A 22,200-nucleotide genomic window follows, 5' to 3' on the forward strand; every position below is an offset into this window, starting at 1 on the left:
GGTAAAACCCATGATCATGGAGCATCGACACCCTCGCATATAAGAATCCAGCTTAAGATGGACAGATGCGAAACCACACTGCTAGATGGTCGTCCATGCACTTAAGCAAACAGCCAGCCGGTTTGAAGCTAACTTCCATGTCAGGGGAACAGACTTTTAATTGAAGCAACCATTTCTGGTTCAACAGGAGATAATAGAACTATTACCTGATTGACACGGGGACAATTATATCATGGGCTTAACTAAGCCTATTGAACAAATATTTATTAAGTTATCAAGGTACATTTAATGTATCTAAAAATATTATACGAGGAGGTATAAGGATGAGTGGAAATGGCTTAACAAATGCGGCGGCAATTAGAGAAATGATTATTGCATTGGATAATTATATGAATTCAATAAGTGACAATATGGAGTATATGAAGCGTGCTGCTATTATATGCACTACTGCAATGTCAAGTGATTCAATAAGCATGGAGATGGTCAGGGAGCTTGAATCATCTCGCAAAATTCTCGAATCAGCAGTAGATGAGGCAGCAAGACTGAAAAAGGCATTCGAGGAGGAACTGCCGGACATAGAGGATAAGATTAAATCAATTTCAAGTAATACCTACTAAGAGTAGCGGACTTGTGAAAATCGATAAGGGAGTGTTGTTGGGATGAAAATTATTAATGAAGAGGCTATTCGCGCTTTCCACTTGGAAAAGGCAGAAAAAGAGTATCAGAGAAAAGTGGATGAGCATCTGGAAGAACTCAAAAGGCAAAGAGACGAAGCTATTCATGAGTTGGAAAGCAGAGCAAAAGATTTAAATAAAGAGAGCAAGGAGGAGTACGAAAAAAATTTAGATGTTGCTGATACCAGAGGTACAAAACGAGCTATCATAGCGGCGTTAGTTACAGCCGGAGTCATGTATTATCTATTTAGCATAGAATGGAATGGCTTTTTGGGCCTTATGGTATTTATTGCACCTGTGGTAGTTTTTGTTATTGTATTATTACTGTCGTCGATGAAGGTTTCGGATAAGTATAATGAAAAGCGTGAGAGTATAACTGAGAGAAAGACAGAGCTTAGAGATGAAATATCCAAAAGGTATCTCGACAATTGTGAGCAGATCAGGAATGGTCAGTATCTGCAGCTTCAGCAACTGCATACAGAAATATTAAAAAAGGCTGAGCGGGATGCTGAGGAAGAAATTGCTAAGCTCAAAGAAGAGAACTTAAAGGAGGAACAGATGGCAAATGCGGAGCCTGTAGATGACGAAAGTGAGGCGGCAGCTGTCAGATTCCGTGATCGTATTCTTTTGTCCAGTGTGGATTTTAATCCTATAATCGAAGATGCTGTGGCTAGGCTGAGCAGATGCCGTGATACGATAATAACAGACCCTGATAAGGAATTTTACGAAATAGTAGTTGATTTTGATGTGAAGACAAAAGGAATATATTATAGTGTGCCCAAAGGAGCCGGAGAGGTCAGCACTCCGCATGGATATCTATTCTCTTTTTTTGATCATCGTTATCAGGATCTTGGTGAGGATGATCAGAGAGCGGGATTTGCTATGGCATTGCAGCAATATATCGACGAGCGTTTGCCGGAGATTTTTGCAGACTTCGATTTGAGGAAAAATTGGGAGAGGAAAAAGGATTGGATGAGATTACGTCTGCAGTATCTTAATCCGGATTTTAATCAGCTGCAGAGTTGGGATTAAGGATTGGAATAGTTGTGGATAGTGTAAAGGGGAAATTAACATGGAAATAAAGCATGAAAAAAGTGTAGTTAGGGATGGAATATTTCAGAATGAGATTCAAAAGTGGAGTGGAGTAAGAGAAGAAACAGTAAACACAAAATTGGAATCTATCGAAAAATCAAGACTGGCAAAAATAGATGCCGAAAAATCGGCTTATGATCTGAAAATGATGGAGCTGGAGAAAGATCGTCTTTCTATAAACAATAAACCAGGTCTTGGAGGTCTTGGTTGGGTCTTGTTTGTGATAAGTGTTGGTTGTGTGATTACAGGTGTTATCGCTGGTATTTCTTATGGGGAGCCTGATGCATTGCTCGCGGCGCTTTTTTACGCTGGTTTAGCTGTGGTAGGATTCCTGCTGATCAAACGCGGTAAAAAGAAAGCCAATAATTTGAAGATGTATGATCAGGAAATCAACGACACAAAAGCAGCTTACAATGGAAAAATTCAGGCTATTGACAAAGAAGCAGCATCCATGAAGGAAGCTGAAAGCTCCTCAGGTAAAGATGATAACCAGGCTAAAGCAAAGCAGCGTGGTGAAGAGCTGGTTGCTGAATATGATATGAAAGTTAGCGAATTTAAAAATCGTATCATGGAATCCGTAACCATAGATTTGGGATTTGTCATAAACCCTATAGCAGATGTACTTAAGAACAGATACGAAGCTTTGAAATTGCATTATCCAAAGTGGGTAGACTATGAAGTTAGTGTAGAGTACGATGTACAGTCAGTTGGTGTAGGCTATGAGGTTCATGATGGATTTGAAAGGCTAAAGAGTATCCAGCAGGGACAGGTACAGCATTACATGATTTATTTCTCGGATAATCGTATGAAAAGTCTTTCCGAAGATTCACAGAAAGAGGGGCTTGCATTAGTATTAGCTGAAAAAATAGATAAACGCATTAGTCAGGTATTTGAGAGGGAAAACTATACTGTTGAATACTCAATCTTAGACTCTAAGGTTACAATAAAGATGAATATCGCTTGCCTTGACCACAAGATTGAACTTAAAGGATGGGATGAAGGCAAAAAGGAAAGAGAATGGGAAGATGTATCCCAGGATACTCCGGTTAGTGATGATTCATCGGTCCAATACTGGTGATTAAGGGGAATTATGGCATATGCGTAAAATATTTGTGAATATAGTTGTTTTGACTGCATGTATTGTGCTAATGATCGGATGCTATGGCTGTGGGCAGACGACTGTCGAAATGCCACATAATCCCTTTGATGGTAATGAGCTTATCATTGGAGATGATTACACTGTTGATGAAGCTTTAAAAAGGATAAATGTTTACTCTTCTGCAAGGCTTACTGATTTTTTGCCTCAAAAATATGTAGAAAATCCTGAATATGAGGATATTCGTAAGGCAATACAGGATAATTCCGATATAGACGACACTTTTAAAAGCTATTTGGAAGATTTTGTCAATAAGCTTGAAGCTTCGAATTATAATATAGATCTTCGGCCTTTTTATATGAATATCAGTATGCTGAAGGTTGCTTATGTTGGGGAATCTGAAATGACCTCAATTATTCAGCAGCCAAATGGCCAAGGGGTGTTTATGCCTGATATTCATACAGTTTATTTGAACAAGGACGGAAATAAAGATATTGTATATGCGGTAATTCCGCATGAAATTGGACATATGCTCAACAATCTGTACTTCGAATATAAGGGCTACACGGTTATTCGGGACTTTTGTAAAGCTGTTAACTATGGCTTTATCCTTGAAGAGGGACTGGACTCGTTGTTTGTTGATACTTTATATGAAATTGATCCCAAGGAGCTTCCATACAGGATTCCTAATAACTACTCGCAGGTTCTGATAAATGGTACCGATTACAGCTTTGAAAAGTATGTAAACGGAAGTGTGATTGATTACCAGTCAGTTTTGGATAATTCGGTAAAAGATATCTTGCCGGAATATGATTTTGATGATCTCTTATTTGATATTTCAAATGCTAATAATGACTATAAGCATGACGCGTATAATAGTGAAACATACAAAAGCCTGGATTTAATATTTTCAACGGTATATTTTGATTCAATCATAAATGAAAACAGTACTTCTAATGAAATCAGGGAAGCATATGATGACTATATTTCGATTGTCAGCGCCCAGGATCCGGAAGGAGTAATCCTTAATAAGGATATGGTAAATAAGGCCTTGGAGGAGGTGCTGACTAGAAAAAATATTTCGCTGGATGTACATTAAAAAATTGCGGCTATCCGCAAAAAAATCATGAGTGAAACAAAAAAGGAGATGTGGTAGGCAAATTGATTATTTATTAATTCGCAACGTCTGTTTTTATTCTTTTAAAATGTAATGATATATATAGGAGCATTTCTTAGTGATAACTACTTCGAAATATCAAGTGACGCGAGTGAATCTCTTTAGTCATAGCTCTTAGCAATTAATTCAAATCGTGGCAATGTAAGAGAAACATATCCATGCTGTGAAGAAGATATTATTCCACGTTTTATTAGCCGGTCACGATATCTGGAGAAAACACTGGAAGTAATACCAAGACTCTTACATATATCACCGACTTTGGTGTTTTCCTTTTTAATTGCGAGAACGACATTCTTGTCTTGATTTGAGAGACTGCTCCATATTTTCTTATATACAAAGTCATCCAGCATATCATCCAGCTTAGAGAGAATATCATCAAGTTTCATTTCCTCATGGTGCTCATAATAAAGGAGTCCCAGTGCCTGGAATGCGAAAGCATATCCTTTTGTGATATGCGCCAGTTTTTTGGCCTGATCCTGGTCTAATTTGAAAATTTCAGCATACTGTTTGGCTATCTGGTGTAAGCTCAGGGGTTCGAGATGTATCTTTGGTGTTCTTAATAAAAATGTCAGCGCAGGATCATTTTGTATTGCATAAATGTTTTCATACAGACCTGTCATGATGAGAAAGACCGGGTAGTCTTTTCTTATGAAAATCTGGAACTGGCTGGCAAAATGACGCATATTATCATCATGCAGAACTTCATCAATTGTTATCAGTACCTTTTTATGGTGCTTTTTCAGAGATGCAAGTATATCATCGATTATGCTGACGCTATCTTTAGGTGCTTCATTACCATTTACGCCTATTCCAAATCCTGCTACAGTAACATTGAATCCTTGTTTGAAAAAATCCGGGAATTTATGGCAGGAATCTACAAGTCTCATCGCACAGTCTGATATAAGATCCTGGGTTGAGTTAAGGTCTATAACAATCCAGTCCTTGTTTTTTTTCAGTTCATTTGCAATGGATGTCATGAGGACGGTTTTTCCACTACCTTTTATGCCCTCAATGAGATAGGCCTGACTGATTGGATTGTCAGCTTCAAAAGCGCTGATTATGGTGTCCGTATTTTCATATCTAGAAATATACTTATTTGGCTGCTTTCCAAAGGTGAGTGTAAACGGATTGTCCTTTTTCATGTTTTGATATCCTTTCATAATTCTTCATAAACTTTCATGATTCTTCATAATTTTATTATACTTTCATAATCTTTCATAATTCAATGCTACTTTCATAAATCTTCATAATCTTTCATAATTCGATATTGCTTTCATAAATTTTCATAAAACTTCATATTGGCAAAGACTATATAGTCTGTCCTGGGAAATCATGCTTTGGAATAAATGCCGATTTCTAATTTTTTTGATATAATTAGCTTTGATTTGACTTTTTAGGAAGTCAATTAAAACTTTTTTTGGGAGGAACCATCATGATGAAGTCATGTTTCGGAATGACTCCAACCGATATGGCAGGAATATGAAGTAATCTTGCCGGTACTAATTATATAAGGGGAGAGAGAAATGAAAGGTTTGAAAAAGTTTTTATTAACAACAGCGACAGTGTTTGCTGCATTTACAATTGCAGGCGGGGTAAAGGCGCAGGCAGCTAATTATGAGTTGGGACTTAATGAAGAGAAGTCATTTTCGCTGAGCAATAATGAGGAAGATACTATTCTGTTTACAACTCCTGAGACAGGTTCATTTCATGTTGAGGTTGTTCTTACAGATACATTAAGGGATGGAGAATCAGTAAGCTACGGTAATGTATTCCTCACATCAACTATGGTTAACGATTACAAAACAATATGGTCCAACAGCTCATTGATTAAGGGAAAGGGCTGGATAGTATCACCTGAATATTGTTTTGCACCGGGCAGCAGAGTGAGCATCAGCTTAAAGCCTAACTTTAGCGATATAACATACAATTATAACGTTAAAATAGTTAATGATGCTGATAAGTTTTATGAGAAGGAGACCAACAATACACCTAAGAAGGCTACTTCAATCAAAGTAAAGAAAATCTACAGCGGTGTCATAAATGATGGTGATGATGTAGACTGGTTCGTTTTTAAAGCGCCTAAGACAAAGAAATATAAGTTCTATGCAGTAAATACTGAAAAGGTTCACGGCTGGACTTCATTTACAGGCTTTAAATCCAAAACAAAGGCTGATGGTAATTATACCGGCATATATTCTGAATCAGGCTGGAAAAAAATTAAGACTGTTTCACTTAAGAAGGGACAGAAATACTACATTAAGGTTGCACGTGGATATAACAACAACGCAACATACAAGATTAGAGTAAAGTAAGATAGATCATCTCAAATAAAAACCTGTACTTCAGACTATATGCCCGAAGTACAGGTTTTTAAATATCATGGCCGACATTGTGATCATTGTTATCATCCCATTCATCGAAGATATCAATGCGGGGATTTTCCGATAATTCTTTATAATAGTCACTGCCATAGAACTCTGTTATTGAATTTACATCACGTGAAGGACCGCCTTTAACGGAAGTGTAAATACTAAGGTTAATTCTTTCAAAGTACTTAAGACCAATCTCTATGTCTTTTCTTAACTGATCAAAGGTCTGTCCATTCATTCCAAACATCAGATTTATCCATTGATAGTGCTGAGCAATATCCTCTGGGGTGACATTGGGCAATCCCTTATGAAGAATGGTTTCTCTGATGTTTTCATCAAATGTCTCAACGCCGCATCTGAATAGAACATCAATACCGCAGGCCTTAAAGAAATCAACGTAGAATTTATTACTATCTCTGAAAATATAATGACCTTCCAGGATAACGGTTTTTATGCCCTTTTCAACGCAGGTGTTTCTTATATAATTCATTGTGGTAAAAGGCAGCTCTGTATATGAAGCGGAGCATGTAACATCCAGGCACGAAGAGCCTGTTTCAATGCCTCTTACCTGGCTTAGAACTTTCTTATTTACTGAATCGCAGGCTAAAACAGAAGAGGATTTATCTTCCTGATAGTCACAAAAAGCGCATTTCCCCCAGGAGCATCCCAGTGAAACCAGCAGTACATTTTCTCTTTTCAGCGAACTTTTATCATCAAATTGGTATCTTATGAGATCGTGTATCATGCTGCTTCCTCATTTACTGTATTGTAATTACCTTCATTATCTGTGCTTCCGTCTTCGTCTTCAAGGAGAATACCGGTTTTTTTACTGAGCTTTGCAAGATATAAAAACGGTGTATCACATAAAGCTATAAGCATTTCAACCAAAGATCCGGCAACTGCTACTTCAAGGCAGTAGAGGAGAGGATATGTTCCCCAAAATGCAAGAACTGAAAATGCGAAGTTTTCAGCGCAGTTACAGATGATAGTGGATATGTTATTTCTAAACCACATGTATTTTCCTGAGGTTTTCTCTTTGATCTTCTGATAAAGAAGAACGTCGCACCAGTTTGACAGCACGAACATGAATCCTGATGCAGCTGTAATTCTTACAGACATTGCAAATATGGTTTTCAGGCTTGGATCAACAACATCAAATTCATTGGGGGTAAAAGCCTGTGTGAACTGAGCAAAGATAATATAAGCAATCAAAGCGGCAGCAGAAAGCTTTACTGCATTCTTACTGGCTTTAACACTATACTTTTCATTTAATATATCTGTTGCGAGATAAGTTGAAGCAAACATAACGTTGCCAAGAGCGGTGGAAACACCTGCGATATCTACCTGCTTAGAAACCTGTATATTAGCAAAAACCACCGCAAGAGCCATCCATGAATAAAGACCTCTTCTGCCGAAAAGCTTGTCTATTATGACAACTCCGGAAAAACAAACGACTAACTCCAAAATCCCTAAAAATAAATTCATCTTCTAAACCTCTCTTATATGTACTCAGAGCGGGTTAGAAGATTTAATAAGTTTGGCAGGATCTGGGAATATCTGAAAATCATTTTATGATAACCAGTCTGATTTGAACTGATTTTTATAAAAGCGATATCCTTGTTGAGTGCATGACTCAAATAAAAAAGCTCCGCGCATAAGACGCAGAGCAATTAGAAGTTGTTGATCCTTGAGTTTCTGGGAAAATTCAGAAATATATTGTATCTTCTAATCAGCCCTGGTTTTGTTTAACGACAGGATGGTGCAAACGAACTGTCGGAATCAAAATGCATTTTTGCAAATGACCTTGGCTATATTACAATTTTATGCCGGACATGTCAATAAGATGTTGCAAATTGACATGACTTTTTGTGGGCAAAAGCGGAAATCGCCCGCAAAAATCCTGCCTTCGGCAGGACACGCCCCTCGCTTCGCGAGGACCTGGTCCAATACGATTCCCGTTTTTCTGAGGAAAAACAGGAATCTATAAATTAAGTAAGATCCACTTAAGAATTCAACACATCTGTCCGATATACATATAAGCTAAGGATGGCGTTTTGGTGCATATGGATTGCATTAAAGCGCCATTTTAACGTAAGATTCAAACCACTCGGTCCTTTGGGGAGTGGTTTGAATCTGACTGACAGAGGATGCACGGAAAGGATTACTATGGCAGATATCGGAAATATTAATGGATATCGGAGTGTCTATATGGCTTTTGGAGCCTTTAGATATGGTATGGGGGAACATACTGTAAATGCCACAGGAAATAAAAAAACGCAGGCTTTAGATGGCGGTAATGAAGGTGCACTGAGCTTTATGTCAATAATGAATAATGCGTCTGAAAGGATTGCAGGATTGGATGAAGCAGGTAATCGTGCTGATGATGCCGGAGAATCATTCGATTTAGCAGCTGTAGATACTGATAAATCAATTGATATGGATGAGCTTGGGGGATTAGGTCAGGGATCATTTTTATCCTATACCCGAATAATCACTGCAAAAATACCCAAGGATATTTCAGAAGCCATGAAAACCGGCTCATCCGGATCGCCCTTCGATTTTAGTGGTGACTCACAGGAACTTAAGATTACTATAAATGTATCAAGTGGCTCCCGCATTTATACAGCTTCCGGAACGGACAAGGACGGTAATAAGTTCACAAAAGAAATAGATCCTTATAATGTTGATCCCACTAATGCGGATTATGCTGATTTCGCAACGCTTTGCGCATACATAAGAGATACGGAAGGCATGGCGGATAATGCAATGCAGGCTGTAAGAGATGCTGCTCCTACGGACATAACAGAAAAAGGAAACTATTTATATAAAGTAGGCTTTTACGCAGAGACAAATGGAAATCTGTCCGGTGCAAAGAAACTGTTTGAGCAGATGGAGAGCTTTTTCCAGAGATTGATGGGAATAGGAAAACTTGATGTTACAGGAAACGCAGATGGTACAGAGTCTGTAAATCGCGCAGGAATTGTTAATGTAAAAAGCGATGATCCAAATGCTATAAGTATTAGTAGTGAAATATCAGATATGGGTAATGCATCCGATAGCAGTAAGAAGAACGGAGCTTCTGAAGGTGCTTTCTATAGCAGACTTCTTGACGAGCTCCATGAGATGATTCAACAAATGATGCAGAAGATATTGAACGAGATTCTTGGCATTGATGATGAAGGCAGCAGTGAAGAAGCCGAGGCTGCTGATACAGGAGTGAATGCCATAAATCCCGGAGCTGATTCACCAAAGTCTGAGGAACTGAACAAACAAGAAGCCAGTACTTCAACTCCGGAAAGTATATATGAGATACCAGCAGAAAAGGCGAATGATTTAGTCCCTAATATGAATACTGATAACAATTTGAAGGAAGAGAACTCTGTAGAGAAATATCTTGATATGTCAGGAGCTGTGACTTTATAAAACTGATTTTTATATAAGAAGAGTGCTGCATTAGATAATTGATAGTTATCTGATGCAGCACTTTTTTGCCTTTTATGTGACAGATTCAGATCCGGAGTCTTTTCCCGAAATTATACGGATAACCACAAGAACAGCCAGCGTCATGACAGTTCCCGTCAAAAGACAGATAACCCAATTCTTCACAATACCGGAAAAAAGATAAGTTACAAAACATATTGACGCCACCACAACTACGTAGGGTATCTGTGTTGAAACATGATCCACAAGTTTTACCCTGGCACCTGCACAGGACAGACCGTGGTATCTGAGATTGGTGAACAGTGATCCCCGCACACCGCTCCCGCAAGGCAAGCTGAGCACTTTTTTTTGTCTTTAATTTTTCCATAGCCCACCGCCCAAAGGCTCTGCTTCCTCCTGCGCGTCTTATGATGCCAAGAAGGCAGCCAAGAAGCACAAGAAAGCAGAAATTTCCGGAAAGATATGCTGCTGCATCTGATAATCCATCCTTTACTATCAGGTTCATAGCCATAACCGGATTAAAGCTGCAGCTTAGAAGTGCTCCCACAACGATTCCGGCAAAAAGCGAGGTATAGACTTCCTTCGTGATAAGAGCAAGTATGATTGCAATTACAGGAGGCATCAGTGCCCAGATTGTTCCGTACATTTTTACTACCTTTTTTTCTTAGTGATACATCTGTTTTATTTCTTCTGCAGGTTTATAGCTTCTGTCTATTCTATTAATACCGGATAGACTAAAGACTCTATTTTCTCAATTGCAATGTCCCGCTCTTTTATGCTTTCAAACTCTAAAACAATCTGAGCGATCGGTCTGTAGGCAGAAAGAATATCATCTACCTTAGAACCTTCTTTCTGACCAATAAACGGTCTGTAGTCTATCATGTGCAGCGAATCATCGATATGAACATGGTCAAGAATACCTGCTTTCTTACTGAAAACAGAATAGGAGATAAGTATCCTGTTACTTCTTTGAAAATGCTTTAACTCATTCCAGTAAGAGTCATCTCCAACAGTTGTTGATACCAGAAGCTTAATCAGATTGATACCGCAGTGCATTTTAATATCAAGGGGATTCATATATCCTGAAGGCCTTGGGTTGATTTCCAGAATAAAAAACTTTCCTTCACTAGTAAAAAAACCTTCTACATCATGTTCTCCCATAATAATTCCGGCCTCTTTGACAACAACACTGACGGCGTTTTTAACTTCAAGGATCTCTTCTTCAGAAAGGTCAGTGGGATACAGGTCATAAACAGGCCTTATCGGAGCATCCTTAACTCTGTACGAATCTCTTATCCCTTCCCACAGAATCTCATCTCCATAAACAAAAATATCTGCTTCCATTCCCCTTAACGGGTTCTTTGCTGTTACAAACTCCTCAATACATACTTTACCGTTTCGTGAGCTTTCAGCGGCAATTTCAAAGGCCCGGTTCAGATCATCCTCTTTTGAGTTTATAACTGTCATTCCACGTGAAGAGGAGTTAACTTCAGGTTTGACAATTACAGGCAATTTCATATCTGCGCAGTGTTCCGGGAGATCTTTGTTATTTTCTGCCCTGTAATATTTCGGACAGTAACATCCTGCCTTTTTTAGCAGCATACGAAATAACCCTTTATTATTAAGAATAGCAAGTCCCTCCGGATCATTACATTTAAGTCCCAGCTCTTTTGCCGCTATTGCAGCATAATATGAACAATCTGTCATGTAGCATAAAATTCCATCTACCTTCTCCCTTCCAGCAATTTCTTTGATCTTCTCCGTATCCTGCCAGGTAATCTCATATATTGCATCAGCTTTAACTTCCTCATGAGAATACAATCTGTCAGAGCAGAAAACCACACGGTATCCAAGATTATATGCTTCATCAATTGCAGAAAAATATTCTTCGATTGGATATGGAGCAATGATCATGATTGTCAGCATATGTTGTCTCCTTTGTGAAGTTATCATCATTAAGCTTTTGAAGATAATAACAATTCAATCCTGTTATAGCCTGTTGTTGACAGATAGTGTTTTTCTTCCGGAAGGGTTACAATCTGTGAAACAACGTAGTCACGCAAAGACTCTGCTTTTTCACATTTTGTCACATCATAGATTACTCCCGAATCTCTCAGAGTGATCCTGACTTCAGACACTTTCATGATAACGCAGCATTCTGCATCTATTTTTTTTCCTTCAGGGTTTTTGTCTTTAGTCAGAAGAAGTATATCCTCCACGAGAACCCCTGCAATGGAGGCAAGCTTTCTGGTATATCCATTTTCTTCAAGTCTTCCTACAAGTGTCTCTGACAGAGAAACCACATTTTCTTCTGTTATTACAAAATCGTAACACAGTATCTGCTGATCCATTTTTTTAGAAACAAGCCAGGGAAAAGAGTCTTTGCCATACACGAGAATTGTCACGATCATATGTAATAAAAGCGTGATCATCGGCGCTGACACTACACCGATCCACAGACCTATTGGTGATCCTGTAATCTTTACCCCGACAATTGTCATAAAAACAGGTAAAACAAACCTGCTCATAACCGCAACCATAAATGACAGACCATTTTTCTGCATTAAATAATCGTATACAAAAAACAGAGTTGATCCGGCGTAAAAAACAAAGGATAATCCAAGGCACCGCATCATTATGGTTCCCTGCCTTAACAGCTCTCCATCCTCTATTCCAAACATTCGTACAATATAACTGGCAAATACGATAGTAATCAGAGATATCACTATTCCAATCTGGGACATACATATGGCTACTTTGTTCATAAATGACCTGAGCCCCCATGTATTTTCCTCGCCCCGAAGGGTACCGACCAGCGGCTGTATGACCATTGAAAGACCCACAAATACACTTGTAATTTCCAGGGCATTGATTGAAATAGTGAGAATTGTAATGGTTTCCTCTCCAAATTTAATACTGACATAAAGAAGCAGAATATAATCAGCTGCAGAAGAGAACACCGCTGCAGATGCCCTTATAACCCCATTAAAAAAAATTTCCCGCCATTTTTCGGGCTGCGGCTTTATGCTTCTGATAAGGCTTAACACTCTTTTATAGAACCACCTGCTGATGATCACAAAAAACAAAAGCTTACATATAACAGATGCCAGTGCAATTCCCCGAATACCAAAGGGCTTTACAAATAAAACAGACAATAATATATTGCTGATGATCTCAGCAATATTGGCTACAGCTGAAAGCTTTTCACCGCCCTCTGACATCATTGTGTTGTCAAGCAGGCAGGATAACGGATTCATGGCATGGTAGAACACTATCAGAACATAATAATTCCTGGTATACTGTTCAATCTTTGGTGACAAGGTAAACAGATCGATGTAAAAATCTTCAAATACAAGCATTCCCAGGATGATCAAAAGTCCTGACAGAACACTTAGAATAATTCCCTGTCCGAAATACTCGTCTGCAGTCTTCTTGTCATATTTGCCTATATACTGATTATAAAAAAGCAAAGTCCCTGAATTGATCACAATAGATATAAACAGTTCGATTGAGACCAACGGGGAAAGGATACCAACCGCAATCAGTGTATCCGATCCTATCATGTTTCCTGCAACCAGAGAATCTGTCAGTGTAACGAAAAATGAGACCAGTTCAACTGCTATAGCCGACCGCAATATTGAATAGTATTTTTTTATAAGAAACTCAGGTCTTGATTGTTCTTTCATCCGGCAGCCCTTTTATCCATATCTCAAAATTTGCGCTTGTTTTTGGAATGTCTTTATATTTTCTGAAATCCACTAGGGTATAAACAAATGTATGAAGCTAAATTATAACTCCATGCATTTATATTATAACATTATTAGCGTACATAAATGTTCGGTTTATAGTATTTAAAAAAGGGGCTGCATTAGATAATTGATAGTTATCTAAGGTAGATAACAATATAACTCTTTATGCAGTATGGGAAGATGGCTATGTTATCACTTTTGATGGAAATGGTGGAAAAGTAAGTTTTTCTGCTTGGTCATATGACTCTGCATTATTGTCTGACGCAGATACCAAAACTTTTTCAAAAAACAAACCTGTTGCAATTTATGAAGATATTCCTGGTTTGTATACATTTAAAGAAGGGTATATTCTGACTGGATGGTCTCTCACTTCCGATGGATCCAAGATGGTGAGCCTGAATTCATATATACCTACAGAAGATATTACGTTTTATGCTATGTGGGAAAAGGCATATACCGTTACGTTTGATGCAAATGGAGGCTATTTATATGGTAATGCCTCAGAGACTGAATATGAGACTAAGATAAAAGAAAACGACACAATATATTTTCCTACCGCTAGCAGTGATGAATATGCACTTGTAGGATGGAATACGTCACGTGACGGAAACGGAACAGAAGTAACAACTGATATGAAAGTTACTTCAGATATGACTGTTTATGCTATCTGGGCTAAAGGCTATAAGGTAACCATTAATGCAGGAAAAGGTAAGGTCGACAGATATGGCAACATAGGCATAGTAAATACTTATTCTGAAAACGTCGCAAAAGGCAAAGAGATTCTTCTTCCAATACATGAAGAAGTAATATGGTCAGATGAGGGATATATATATGGATGGTATGAGGATGAGAATTTCCAGAAGCCAATATATATCATTAATTCTGATAATGAGGCGTATTATTATCCATATTATCCTACTAAAGACATAACACTTTATGCGAAATTTGTGTCCGGAGAAGATAAAGTAAAAGTAACAGGAGTAGCTTTAAGCAAAACCAAAGCTACAATTGGTGTTGATGACAGCCTCGAACTTAATGCAGTAATCAAACCGTCAAACGCTACGAATAATGCAGTTAGCTTCACAAGCTCAAATGCTGATGTAGCAACGGTAGATGAGACCGGCAAAGTGGTAGCTAAGGCAGAAGGTATTGCTGTGATTACAGTAACCACAGAGGATGGTAAATTCACTGCTGAATGTGACATCACGGTAGATGGACAAAAAACAAAGCAGATATCAGACAACATAGATAGAGCTGTGAAGATATTACAAGATAATGCAACTGAGGATCAAATCAAGAAAACTGTTAACGATACCTTATCGAGTATGGGATCAGCAGAGGTTATGGCTGATAAGGTTGAATCAAATGGCACTGTTGCTGATAAATTGAAAGAACTTGAGGATGCATATACTGAAGCAGCAAAAGTTGAGGTTGTTGATCCTAAAGATGATCCTAATACACAAAATGCCCTTAAAGAAGTTTTTGGTAATGAAGTAGATACAAATGTAGCATCTGTTTCCGGTGCAGGGCTTAATGCAAAACCTAATCAGGTTGCAAAGCTTGATATTACACCTATAGCAGAAGATGATAAGAAGGATGTTGAGAAGGAAGGCTTTAAGAGCGTAGCTCAAATTGATATGACGCTTAAGGTAGGAGATGCCGAAAAAGCTGGCACTGAGCTCCACAAGTTGGTGGCTCCAATAACTATTACACTACCTCTTCCAAAGACTATTAACAGCTCCAAGCTGTATGTTCTTCATTATTATAGTGATGGTACATATGAACTCATAAAGCCTGTTTTGTCAAATAATTCAAATTCAATGACTATAACAGTTTGGAGATTCAGTACTTTTGCGATTGTTGAAGTGGCTGATGGTGAAGCTATAAATAATAGCAATGGTAATGGCAATCAGAATCCCACACATACTCCTGGAACAGGTGGAAGTGGCGGACAGACGCAGAATCCCGGAGGTTCCGGAAATAGCGGACAGTCAGGTTCAGGAAATGATGGACAGCCCCAGAGTGGCAACGGTGATCAGAATTCTGACGGAAATAATACCCAGAATCCTGGTTCTGGAAATGACGAACAGACACAGAATCCTGGTACCGGAAATGGCGAACAGTCACAGAATCCAGGTACTGGAAATGATGGACAGTCACAGAATCCAGGTACAGGAAATAGTGGACAATCTCAGGGTGGTTCAGGTAACCAGAGCACCGGAAACACAAGTGGCTCCGGAAATAATGCGCAGAATCCTACCGGAAATGGCGCAAACAGCGGTAACACAGGCGCACAAACTCCTGTAGAGAATCAGGAAGGAAATGTTAATGCCGGAGACAATGGCGGTCAATCTCAGAATGGTTCTGATGACAAGACTTCATCCGGAGCAGATGTAACAGCAATTCCTGAGACTACAGATAATTCTGTTAAGGAAGTTGATGATCCTACTAAGGCTAAGATTACTTCTAACAAAGAAGAAATCAGCGTTTCCAAAATCAAGAAAAAGGATCAGAAAGTTACTGTTAAGGTTGAGAGATCTAAGGGCAAGATTACTGTCAAGAATGTATCTTCCAAGAAACTTAAGAAGTACCTGACCGTAAAAGTTAAGGGCAAAAAGGTAATCTGTACTGTTAAGAAGGGCGCTCCTAAGGGCACATATAAGGTTAAGATTACTGTAGCTAAAAAGGGTAAGATAAAGAAAACAACAAAGACAATTGAGATTGTTGTTAAGTAAATTTGTAAGGACTTCCTGAACATGAATGACTAAACATGTTCAGGAATCCTGGATCTAGATATTTAATAAACTGGTTTCAAAGTCAAGCAAGGAAATGCGACAGATTAATTCGAATTAAATACACATAATCTTAAAAGCATAAGCTATAAATGAGTCATAAATGCTGACATTTGGCATTTATGGCTCATTTTTTCTGGCGTGGTTCGATATGCGCTACGTGTGAAATACATGCTAACTGCCAGGTGGGACGTGCTCATTGTATAAATTCTGAAATCTTTATAAAGAAATGTTTATTGGAGGCCTTGGTACTTATCTTTACATGATTTTTAGCCGATAGATTGGATAAGTGATATTATTGCAAGAATGAATTGTAATAACGTTTTTATATGTTTGTAAAAACAAGAAGAATTATATAGATTTTACGCAGGAAGAATTTACAAATTAAAAGATTAAATGAAAAAGCGAGGCTCCTGGTATGAAAAAGAAACTAATTCTAAGCTTCTTCATAGTGTTCTTATTATTATCCTGTCTTAAAATAGATGGTTTATGCGATGGTGAAACAGGATATTATCATGCAATTGAAATAATTATAAATCAGTTTATTGATCCTGAGGTTAAATCAGGTGAAACAAGATGGTATTATTTCGATGCGCCACCATTGACTACAACTAATGATCAGTGGGTGATTATAAGACTTATAGGTCATTCTGAAAAAGGCAATCTGTATTTTGAATTGATGGATCAGCATTTGAATGTAGTTAAAGGTGGATATGCTCTGAATGGCGATCATATGGAGGAGATTGTATGCCGTTTGGATAACACCATAGAGGGCACGACAGGTACATATATGCCAAGATTAGTTCGAGGTCAAAGGTATTATGTAAAAGTTTCTGGAGTTGGCAAATTTACAATAGGTTATAACACTTATAATGACGATCATTCAGGAGAATTCGATAATGCAGAGAAACTTGTAGTGGGAACTGAGATAAGCGGTGCGTTAGAACGAGATGATGACATAGACAGTTTTTGTTTCAAGGTTCCTGACACTTATTCATATAAGATAACAGTATTTGCAACTAAAAAGATGAATGCCCGTATAACTGATGAGAGCAATTATACGATTAACACCAATAATTTAAGGGTGCTAAGAGACCGGGGAACAGCTGAGTATACAGTTAGTGGGGATGGAACGATTAGATATATTTTCCTCTATGGAAATGGAGGAACCCACTATAAAATCAGTGTTGCCATAGACAATAATCCTTCAAATTTAGGACTATGGACAGCAGTGAATGCAAATTATGGAAACAACTACATCAGGATCAATACTCTGAAAGGTGCAAAGATCAGCATAATCGTTAAGGCTGGGAAAAGAAACGGAAAGCTCTATTTCAGGGGGACCAAGAAGAAAAAGAAAAAATCAACTACTCAAAAAGCTCTAGGTAAAAACTACTATTTGAATAGACGACTCAGAGTTGGAGATGTAGTAATAGTTACTGCAACAAAGAAGCGATATAAGGAGTTTAATTTTAAGAAAAAAATAAAAATGTATAATTCATTTGATTAAAGAAGCAAGATGATAGAAGATATGAAAAACAAATAGTAGATAATTATTTTATGATATTTGTAGCTATCTATACATAAGTGAGGGGGAAAACAAATGAAGAGATTTATATGTTTTTTTGCAACAATTTTACTGATTTTTTCTATTACCTTTGCTGCGATGCCAATTACTTCAAGTGCTCAATTTGATGACCTGAAAAAATATGGTGTAAGCATGAATCTGAATAAAGGTAATTGGGTTGCAGTCTATACTAAACTTCCAGGGAAAAAGGGGCTAACAAAATTATTTGCAAAGATAACTAAACTGAGTATTTATGAAATCCCCGCACCAAAGGCCGGAGCTGCAGCTAGAGCAACAAATGATTCTACAATGACTGCAGTATTGACGGTACAAGTCCAGTATCCACAAAAACCATCGAAAAAAATAGCTAAAGCATTAATGAATGAAGGTCATGATGTTATTGATTACATGGATGTAGTTGTCGTAGACAAATTTACTGGTGAGAATTTAAATACACAAGAGACATCCGAAGAAGGTTCAAATTATCATGGAGTATCTGTGAAAGAAACTGAGTGGAAAGGCCTGAAACCTCAGAAACTCACATGGTCAAATGGAACTGTATATCAGTATTATGTATCTTATGTAAAAACGCTTGTAATTAAATTTCCTAGCGGATATAAAAATACTTGTTTAGGTGTCTGTGGAAGTCATGTAGGCGATTATAACAAAATGCAGGATTGGAATGAGGGATTTATTGAAGGGTACACTGCGTTTTCTGATACAAGTCATGTAAAGCTTGGAAGTAAAAAGAAAACATCTCAGCTTTCGCATTTTTTTAACATCAAGAAAAAGGCACAGGAACCTTCTAATCCATTTGGAATCAGAAAGTAACTAAAATAAAGATGTGTTTGTAATACTAAGGAAAAGGCACCTGCTATGTGTATGTTTACGCCAAGAATGGCTATGCAAAGAAAGCCAAAGTTACAGTGAAATAAGTTCAAAAGTTATCGGAGGCATCGATTAACTGTGCCTCCGATTATTATCAGGGGGTTCAGCTAATGTACCTACGTGTTGTTTATATAAATTTAATGTAAGAATAATCATTTAGAGCCGATCATATTACAATTTTGTAATATTTAATTGCTATAATTACTGTGTATTAGTAAAAGTCTGCGAATATCTTGATATTTGCAGACTTGGATGTGATAGAAAGATATAGTTTTTATGGGTACATTTTACTATGCAGAAGATCAGTTACGATTTCGCATCGCATCGGTCATAACTGCGCTCTTTTTGCGTCTTGCGACAGCGGGGCGATTGAAACTGAATACAACATTCGTGATGGATAACCGTCGGATTTGATGGGGTTACTATACCCTGTCATGTTCGGCGTTTTTTAGTATATCAAAATAAAAACACGACGATGCGAAATCGTTATTAATTTGTAAAAGGAATATTGAAGTATGAGTGTAAAGATGAAAGGACGTTTAAGTGTATTATCAAGTTTAATACTTGTATGCGGAATAATGCTCTGTATGAGTATGGCAGTGAGTGCGGAAAGCTTAAGTGGCTCTATTAGTGTAAGTTCATTAAAGGTTAACGATGTGCTTACATATGGGATTACGAATATAACAGATATAAGTGAATATACTGTAACATTGCAAGGTAATCGTCACTATCTTTTTAATAATGTAGTTACAAATGATACTGTATTGACTGATTTCACAATATTTTATGATAATAGTTCATCGTATGGTGGTGTGGAATTTAGACCTACAGGGCAAAGCCAAGGATGGTATATTCCATATGATGGAACGGATATTACTACTGAATGGCTTGTCGTTGCAGTGGATCATAGTCAAAAAACTTTGACCCTTGCAGGTGTCCCTGATCACACTCATAACATTACTTACTCTGCCAGTGGAGCAACCATTACGGCGATTTGCAATGATACTAGTTGTGAGCTGCATAACTCTCCCGCAACACTGACTCTGAGTGCCGCTGATGCGAGCTATTCTGGCAGCGCTTATGCAGGAGCAAGCCTTACCGATACGACGGCGTGGACGGGTGCTGGACTGACCGCGCCAACGATTGAATATGAAGGACGCGGCAATACAAGCTATACAAAGAGCGAGACAGCGCCGGCTAATGCAGGCACTTATACCGCCAGCATCACGGTGGATACAGACAAGACCGCAACGGTGGATTTCACAATCAGCAAGGCTGCCCCCGGAACGCCTACTGTCACTATGAGTGACTACACCTACAGCGGCACGGTTTCCACGCCGAGCATCGGAACCTATTCCGGCGAAGGTGCTGTGACCTATTACTACAGCACGACGAACAGCGCCAGCGGCGGCACGGCATGGGAGAACATCACCGCAACGACGCTGGAAGCGAAAACTTATTACATGTATGCTGTGATTGCCGAATCAGATAATTACAACAGCTATACCACGGCAACAACGAGCTTCACTATCTCCAAGGCCGATCAGACCGCTCCCGATGCACCTACGAAGGCCAGCGCGACCGCCAGCAGTATAACGCTAACGGAAATCACCAACGGCGAATATAAGCGCAACAATGGAGAATGGCAGACAAGCCCAACCTTTACCGGTCTGGAAATGAACACTCCATATACGTTCTATCAGCGGTTGAAAGAGGACGACAATCACAATGCTTCTCCCGCCAGTCAATCCGCAGAAATCAGCACTCCCAACCACACGCACAACTGGAGTTACCAAGCCAGCGGCGATACTATCACCGCCACATGTGGGAACGACGACGGTGAGCACGGTACGCCTCTGACCGCTACTTTGACGATCAATGCGCCCACGCTGATCTATGTAGGTCAGACTGGCGACGGCATCAGTGCCCAGGCATCCATCACCGATGAGAACAGCATCAAGGGTGATGCGGTTATAAGCTATTTCAATGCCAACGAAGCGGGAACCGCCAAGGACGGCTCAGCGTTGAGCAGCGCTCCCACCGATGCAGGCAAATATTGGGCAGAGATTACCCTCGGTACGGGTGGAAATACTGCCACCGCCCATGTGGTGTACAGCATAGGTTATGCCGTCACTTTTAATACTAATGGAGGCAGTGAAGTACCTATGCAGGTTGTCAGGAAGGGCGAGTCAGCAACTAGGCCTGCTGCACCTACAAAAGCTGGAAATATCTTTGGCGATTGGTATGCGGATAGTGAATATAATGAAACGTATCGTTTTGGCAGTTCAGTTAATACAAATACAACTGTTCACGCCAAGTGGGGAACGCATGAAGTAGAGTGGGTGTTTTATACTGGCTCCATTGCCAGTTATAGTATTCGCGATGTCTTTAGCGGTACGGCTCCTGCCGTTGATTCAATTAGCGATGTTATAGTTAGTATGCTGGATGAAACAAGACCTGCTGCTACGACGGTTGTAGGCTGGAAAACCGAGACGGACGCCAGTGGCAATGTGACTTATTACCGCGTGTTAATGAAATCTCCGACCGCCAAGAGCTTAACCTACACCGGTTCGGCACAGGAACTCGTGAACGCTGGTGTGGTATATGGAAGCGAGATGCAGTATGCTTTGGGCACAGATGATCAAACCGCCCCGACGCAGGATTGGACCACAGATATCCCCACAGGTAATGAAGCGAAAACCTATTTTGTTTGGTATAAAGCTATAGGAGATTCCGGATTTTCAGATAGTGCTGCCGCATGCATTAAGGTCACAATTTCTAATCCATATACTCCGCCTGTAAAACCTAAGCCAACAACAGATACTGAGGAATATACAATTCCAGTGGAGAACAACAATACAGTAGATGTTGGTGCAGAGATACAGTCCGGCACGGCAGTCATTAATGAAATCACAGAAGAAGATCTTTCAAAAGTGACTTCAAATGATAATACTGGTGGTAATGGTAACACACCCGGTTCAGGCGCCGGCGACAATTCTCAGATAGTAATCGATCTGTCAGGTGCAAAGCAGGAAGTTGTTGCTTGTGAACTGACAAAGCAGTCTTTGGAGAGACTGGCTGATACAGCAGAATCAAACAGTAATCAGGTTGATTCTGTTAAAATCCAGATGACAAATGCTACGGTTGAGCTTGATGGAAAGGCACTTAATGCCATTGCGGATCAGGCCACAGGTTCGTCAATTAAGCTTGTTGTTGAGGATACGCAGCAGACCAAGCTGAATCAGGCACAGCAGAATGCTCTTTCAAAATATTCTTCCGTTACTTCATTTGAGGCATATTTTGAAAGTAATGGCGCAAGAATACATAATTTCAAGGGTGGAAAAGCAACTGTTTC

Annotated in this window: 18 protein-coding genes; 11 read left to right on the top strand and 7 right to left on the bottom strand. The window is 39.0% G+C overall.

All coding sequences use genetic code 11. The features are described from left to right. Positions 1–323: 323 nt before the first annotated feature. From T501_RS17875 to T501_RS17890, 4 genes are read left to right on the top strand one after another with little or no spacing between them, the layout of a single operon-like run. Positions 324–617 (top strand): hypothetical protein, encoded by a 294-nt coding sequence (locus T501_RS17875; protein ID WP_044916701.1) that lies wholly within the window; start codon positions 324–326, stop codon positions 615–617. Between the two features lie 42 nt (positions 618–659). Beyond that, entirely contained in the window at positions 660–1,706 is a 1,047-nt protein-coding gene (locus T501_RS17880; protein ID WP_044916703.1) for a hypothetical protein, read from the top strand. Between the two features lie 40 nt (positions 1,707–1,746). Further along, complete coding sequence (locus T501_RS17885) at positions 1,747–2,844, top strand: phage holin family protein (RefSeq protein ID WP_044916705.1); 1,098 nt, start codon at positions 1,747–1,749, stop codon at positions 2,842–2,844. Positions 2,845–2,863: 19 nt separating this feature from the next. Further along, positions 2,864–3,961, top strand: coding sequence for a hypothetical protein (locus T501_RS17890; protein ID WP_044916708.1), 1,098 nt, complete (start codon positions 2,864–2,866; stop codon positions 3,959–3,961). A gap of 179 nt (positions 3,962–4,140) precedes the next feature. Here the strand turns inward: T501_RS17890 and T501_RS17895 are convergent, their stop codons facing one another. Then, positions 4,141–5,181 (bottom strand): ATP-binding protein, encoded by a 1,041-nt coding sequence (locus T501_RS17895; protein ID WP_044916710.1) that lies wholly within the window; start codon positions 5,179–5,181, stop codon positions 4,141–4,143. A 381-nt stretch (positions 5,182–5,562) separates the two neighbouring features. Between T501_RS17895 and T501_RS17900 the strand changes: the two genes are divergently transcribed. Then, positions 5,563–6,351, top strand: a complete 789-nt coding sequence (locus T501_RS17900) for a hypothetical protein (RefSeq protein WP_044916712.1) — start codon at positions 5,563–5,565, stop codon at positions 6,349–6,351. Between the two features lie 58 nt (positions 6,352–6,409). Here T501_RS17900 and T501_RS17905 read toward each other — a convergent pair whose 3' ends face one another. Continuing rightward, positions 6,410–7,153, bottom strand: a complete 744-nt coding sequence (locus T501_RS17905) for a radical SAM protein (protein WP_050008396.1) — start codon at positions 7,151–7,153, stop codon at positions 6,410–6,412. Next, complete coding sequence (locus T501_RS17910) at positions 7,150–7,893, bottom strand: queuosine precursor transporter (RefSeq protein WP_050008397.1); 744 nt, start codon at positions 7,891–7,893, stop codon at positions 7,150–7,152. Before T501_RS17910 ends, T501_RS17905 begins: the two co-directional genes overlap by 4 nt. A 630-nt stretch (positions 7,894–8,523) precedes the next feature. Here T501_RS17910 and T501_RS17915 point away from each other — a divergent pair. Continuing rightward, entirely contained in the window at positions 8,524–9,831 is a 1,308-nt protein-coding gene (locus T501_RS17915; RefSeq protein WP_155994921.1) for a hypothetical protein, read from the top strand. Positions 9,832–9,903: 72 nt separating this feature from the next. On the opposite strand, the gene T501_RS23025 is transcribed toward T501_RS17915, so the two are convergent. After that, the gene (locus T501_RS23025) at positions 9,904–10,095 is read right to left on the bottom strand and encodes a hypothetical protein (RefSeq protein WP_442856389.1); all 192 of its coding nucleotides are present in this window, start codon (positions 10,093–10,095) and stop codon (positions 9,904–9,906) included. Between the two features lie 5 nt (positions 10,096–10,100). Further along, positions 10,101–10,223 carry a Na+/H+ antiporter NhaC family protein gene (locus T501_RS23030; RefSeq protein WP_442856390.1) on the bottom strand — a complete coding sequence of 41 codons (123 nt, stop codon included), beginning with the start codon at positions 10,221–10,223 and terminating at the stop codon, positions 10,101–10,103. Between the two features lie 33 nt (positions 10,224–10,256). On the opposite strand from T501_RS23030, the gene T501_RS23035 reads away from it, so the two are divergent. After that, positions 10,257–10,424 carry a hypothetical protein gene (locus T501_RS23035; RefSeq protein WP_197027992.1) on the top strand — a complete coding sequence of 56 codons (168 nt, stop codon included), beginning with the start codon at positions 10,257–10,259 and terminating at the stop codon, positions 10,422–10,424. A gap of 136 nt (positions 10,425–10,560) precedes the next feature. Here T501_RS23035 and T501_RS17925 read toward each other — a convergent pair whose 3' ends face one another. Both T501_RS17925 and T501_RS17930 read right to left on the bottom strand, forming a co-directional pair. Next, entirely contained in the window at positions 10,561–11,775 is a 1,215-nt protein-coding gene (locus T501_RS17925) for an ATP-grasp domain-containing protein (protein ID WP_044916717.1), read from the bottom strand. 29 nt (positions 11,776–11,804) lie between these two features. Then, positions 11,805–13,535, bottom strand: coding sequence for an MATE family efflux transporter (locus T501_RS17930; RefSeq protein ID WP_044916719.1), 1,731 nt, complete (start codon positions 13,533–13,535; stop codon positions 11,805–11,807). Positions 13,536–13,789: 254 nt separating this feature from the next. Between T501_RS17930 and T501_RS17935 the strand changes: the two genes are divergently transcribed. The 4 genes from T501_RS17935 to T501_RS17950 form a co-directional block, all read left to right on the top strand. Beyond that, on the top strand, positions 13,790–16,333 hold the full coding sequence (locus T501_RS17935; RefSeq protein WP_242845569.1) for an InlB B-repeat-containing protein: 2,544 nt from the start codon (positions 13,790–13,792) through the stop codon (positions 16,331–16,333). A gap of 475 nt (positions 16,334–16,808) precedes the next feature. Beyond that, positions 16,809–17,900 carry a non-reducing end alpha-L-arabinofuranosidase family hydrolase gene (locus T501_RS17940; RefSeq protein WP_044916723.1) on the top strand — a complete coding sequence of 364 codons (1,092 nt, stop codon included), beginning with the start codon at positions 16,809–16,811 and terminating at the stop codon, positions 17,898–17,900. A gap of 93 nt (positions 17,901–17,993) precedes the next feature. After that, positions 17,994–18,788, top strand: a complete 795-nt coding sequence (locus T501_RS17945; protein WP_044916725.1) for a hypothetical protein — start codon at positions 17,994–17,996, stop codon at positions 18,786–18,788. 644 nt (positions 18,789–19,432) lie between these two features. Further along, positions 19,433–22,200 (top strand): InlB B-repeat-containing protein (locus T501_RS17950; RefSeq protein WP_197027991.1); only part of this gene is annotated, 2,768 nt, incomplete at its 3' end.

The organism is Butyrivibrio sp. WCE2006, from assembly GCF_000701985.1.
Classification (GTDB): Bacteria; Bacillota; Clostridia; order Lachnospirales; family Lachnospiraceae; genus Butyrivibrio.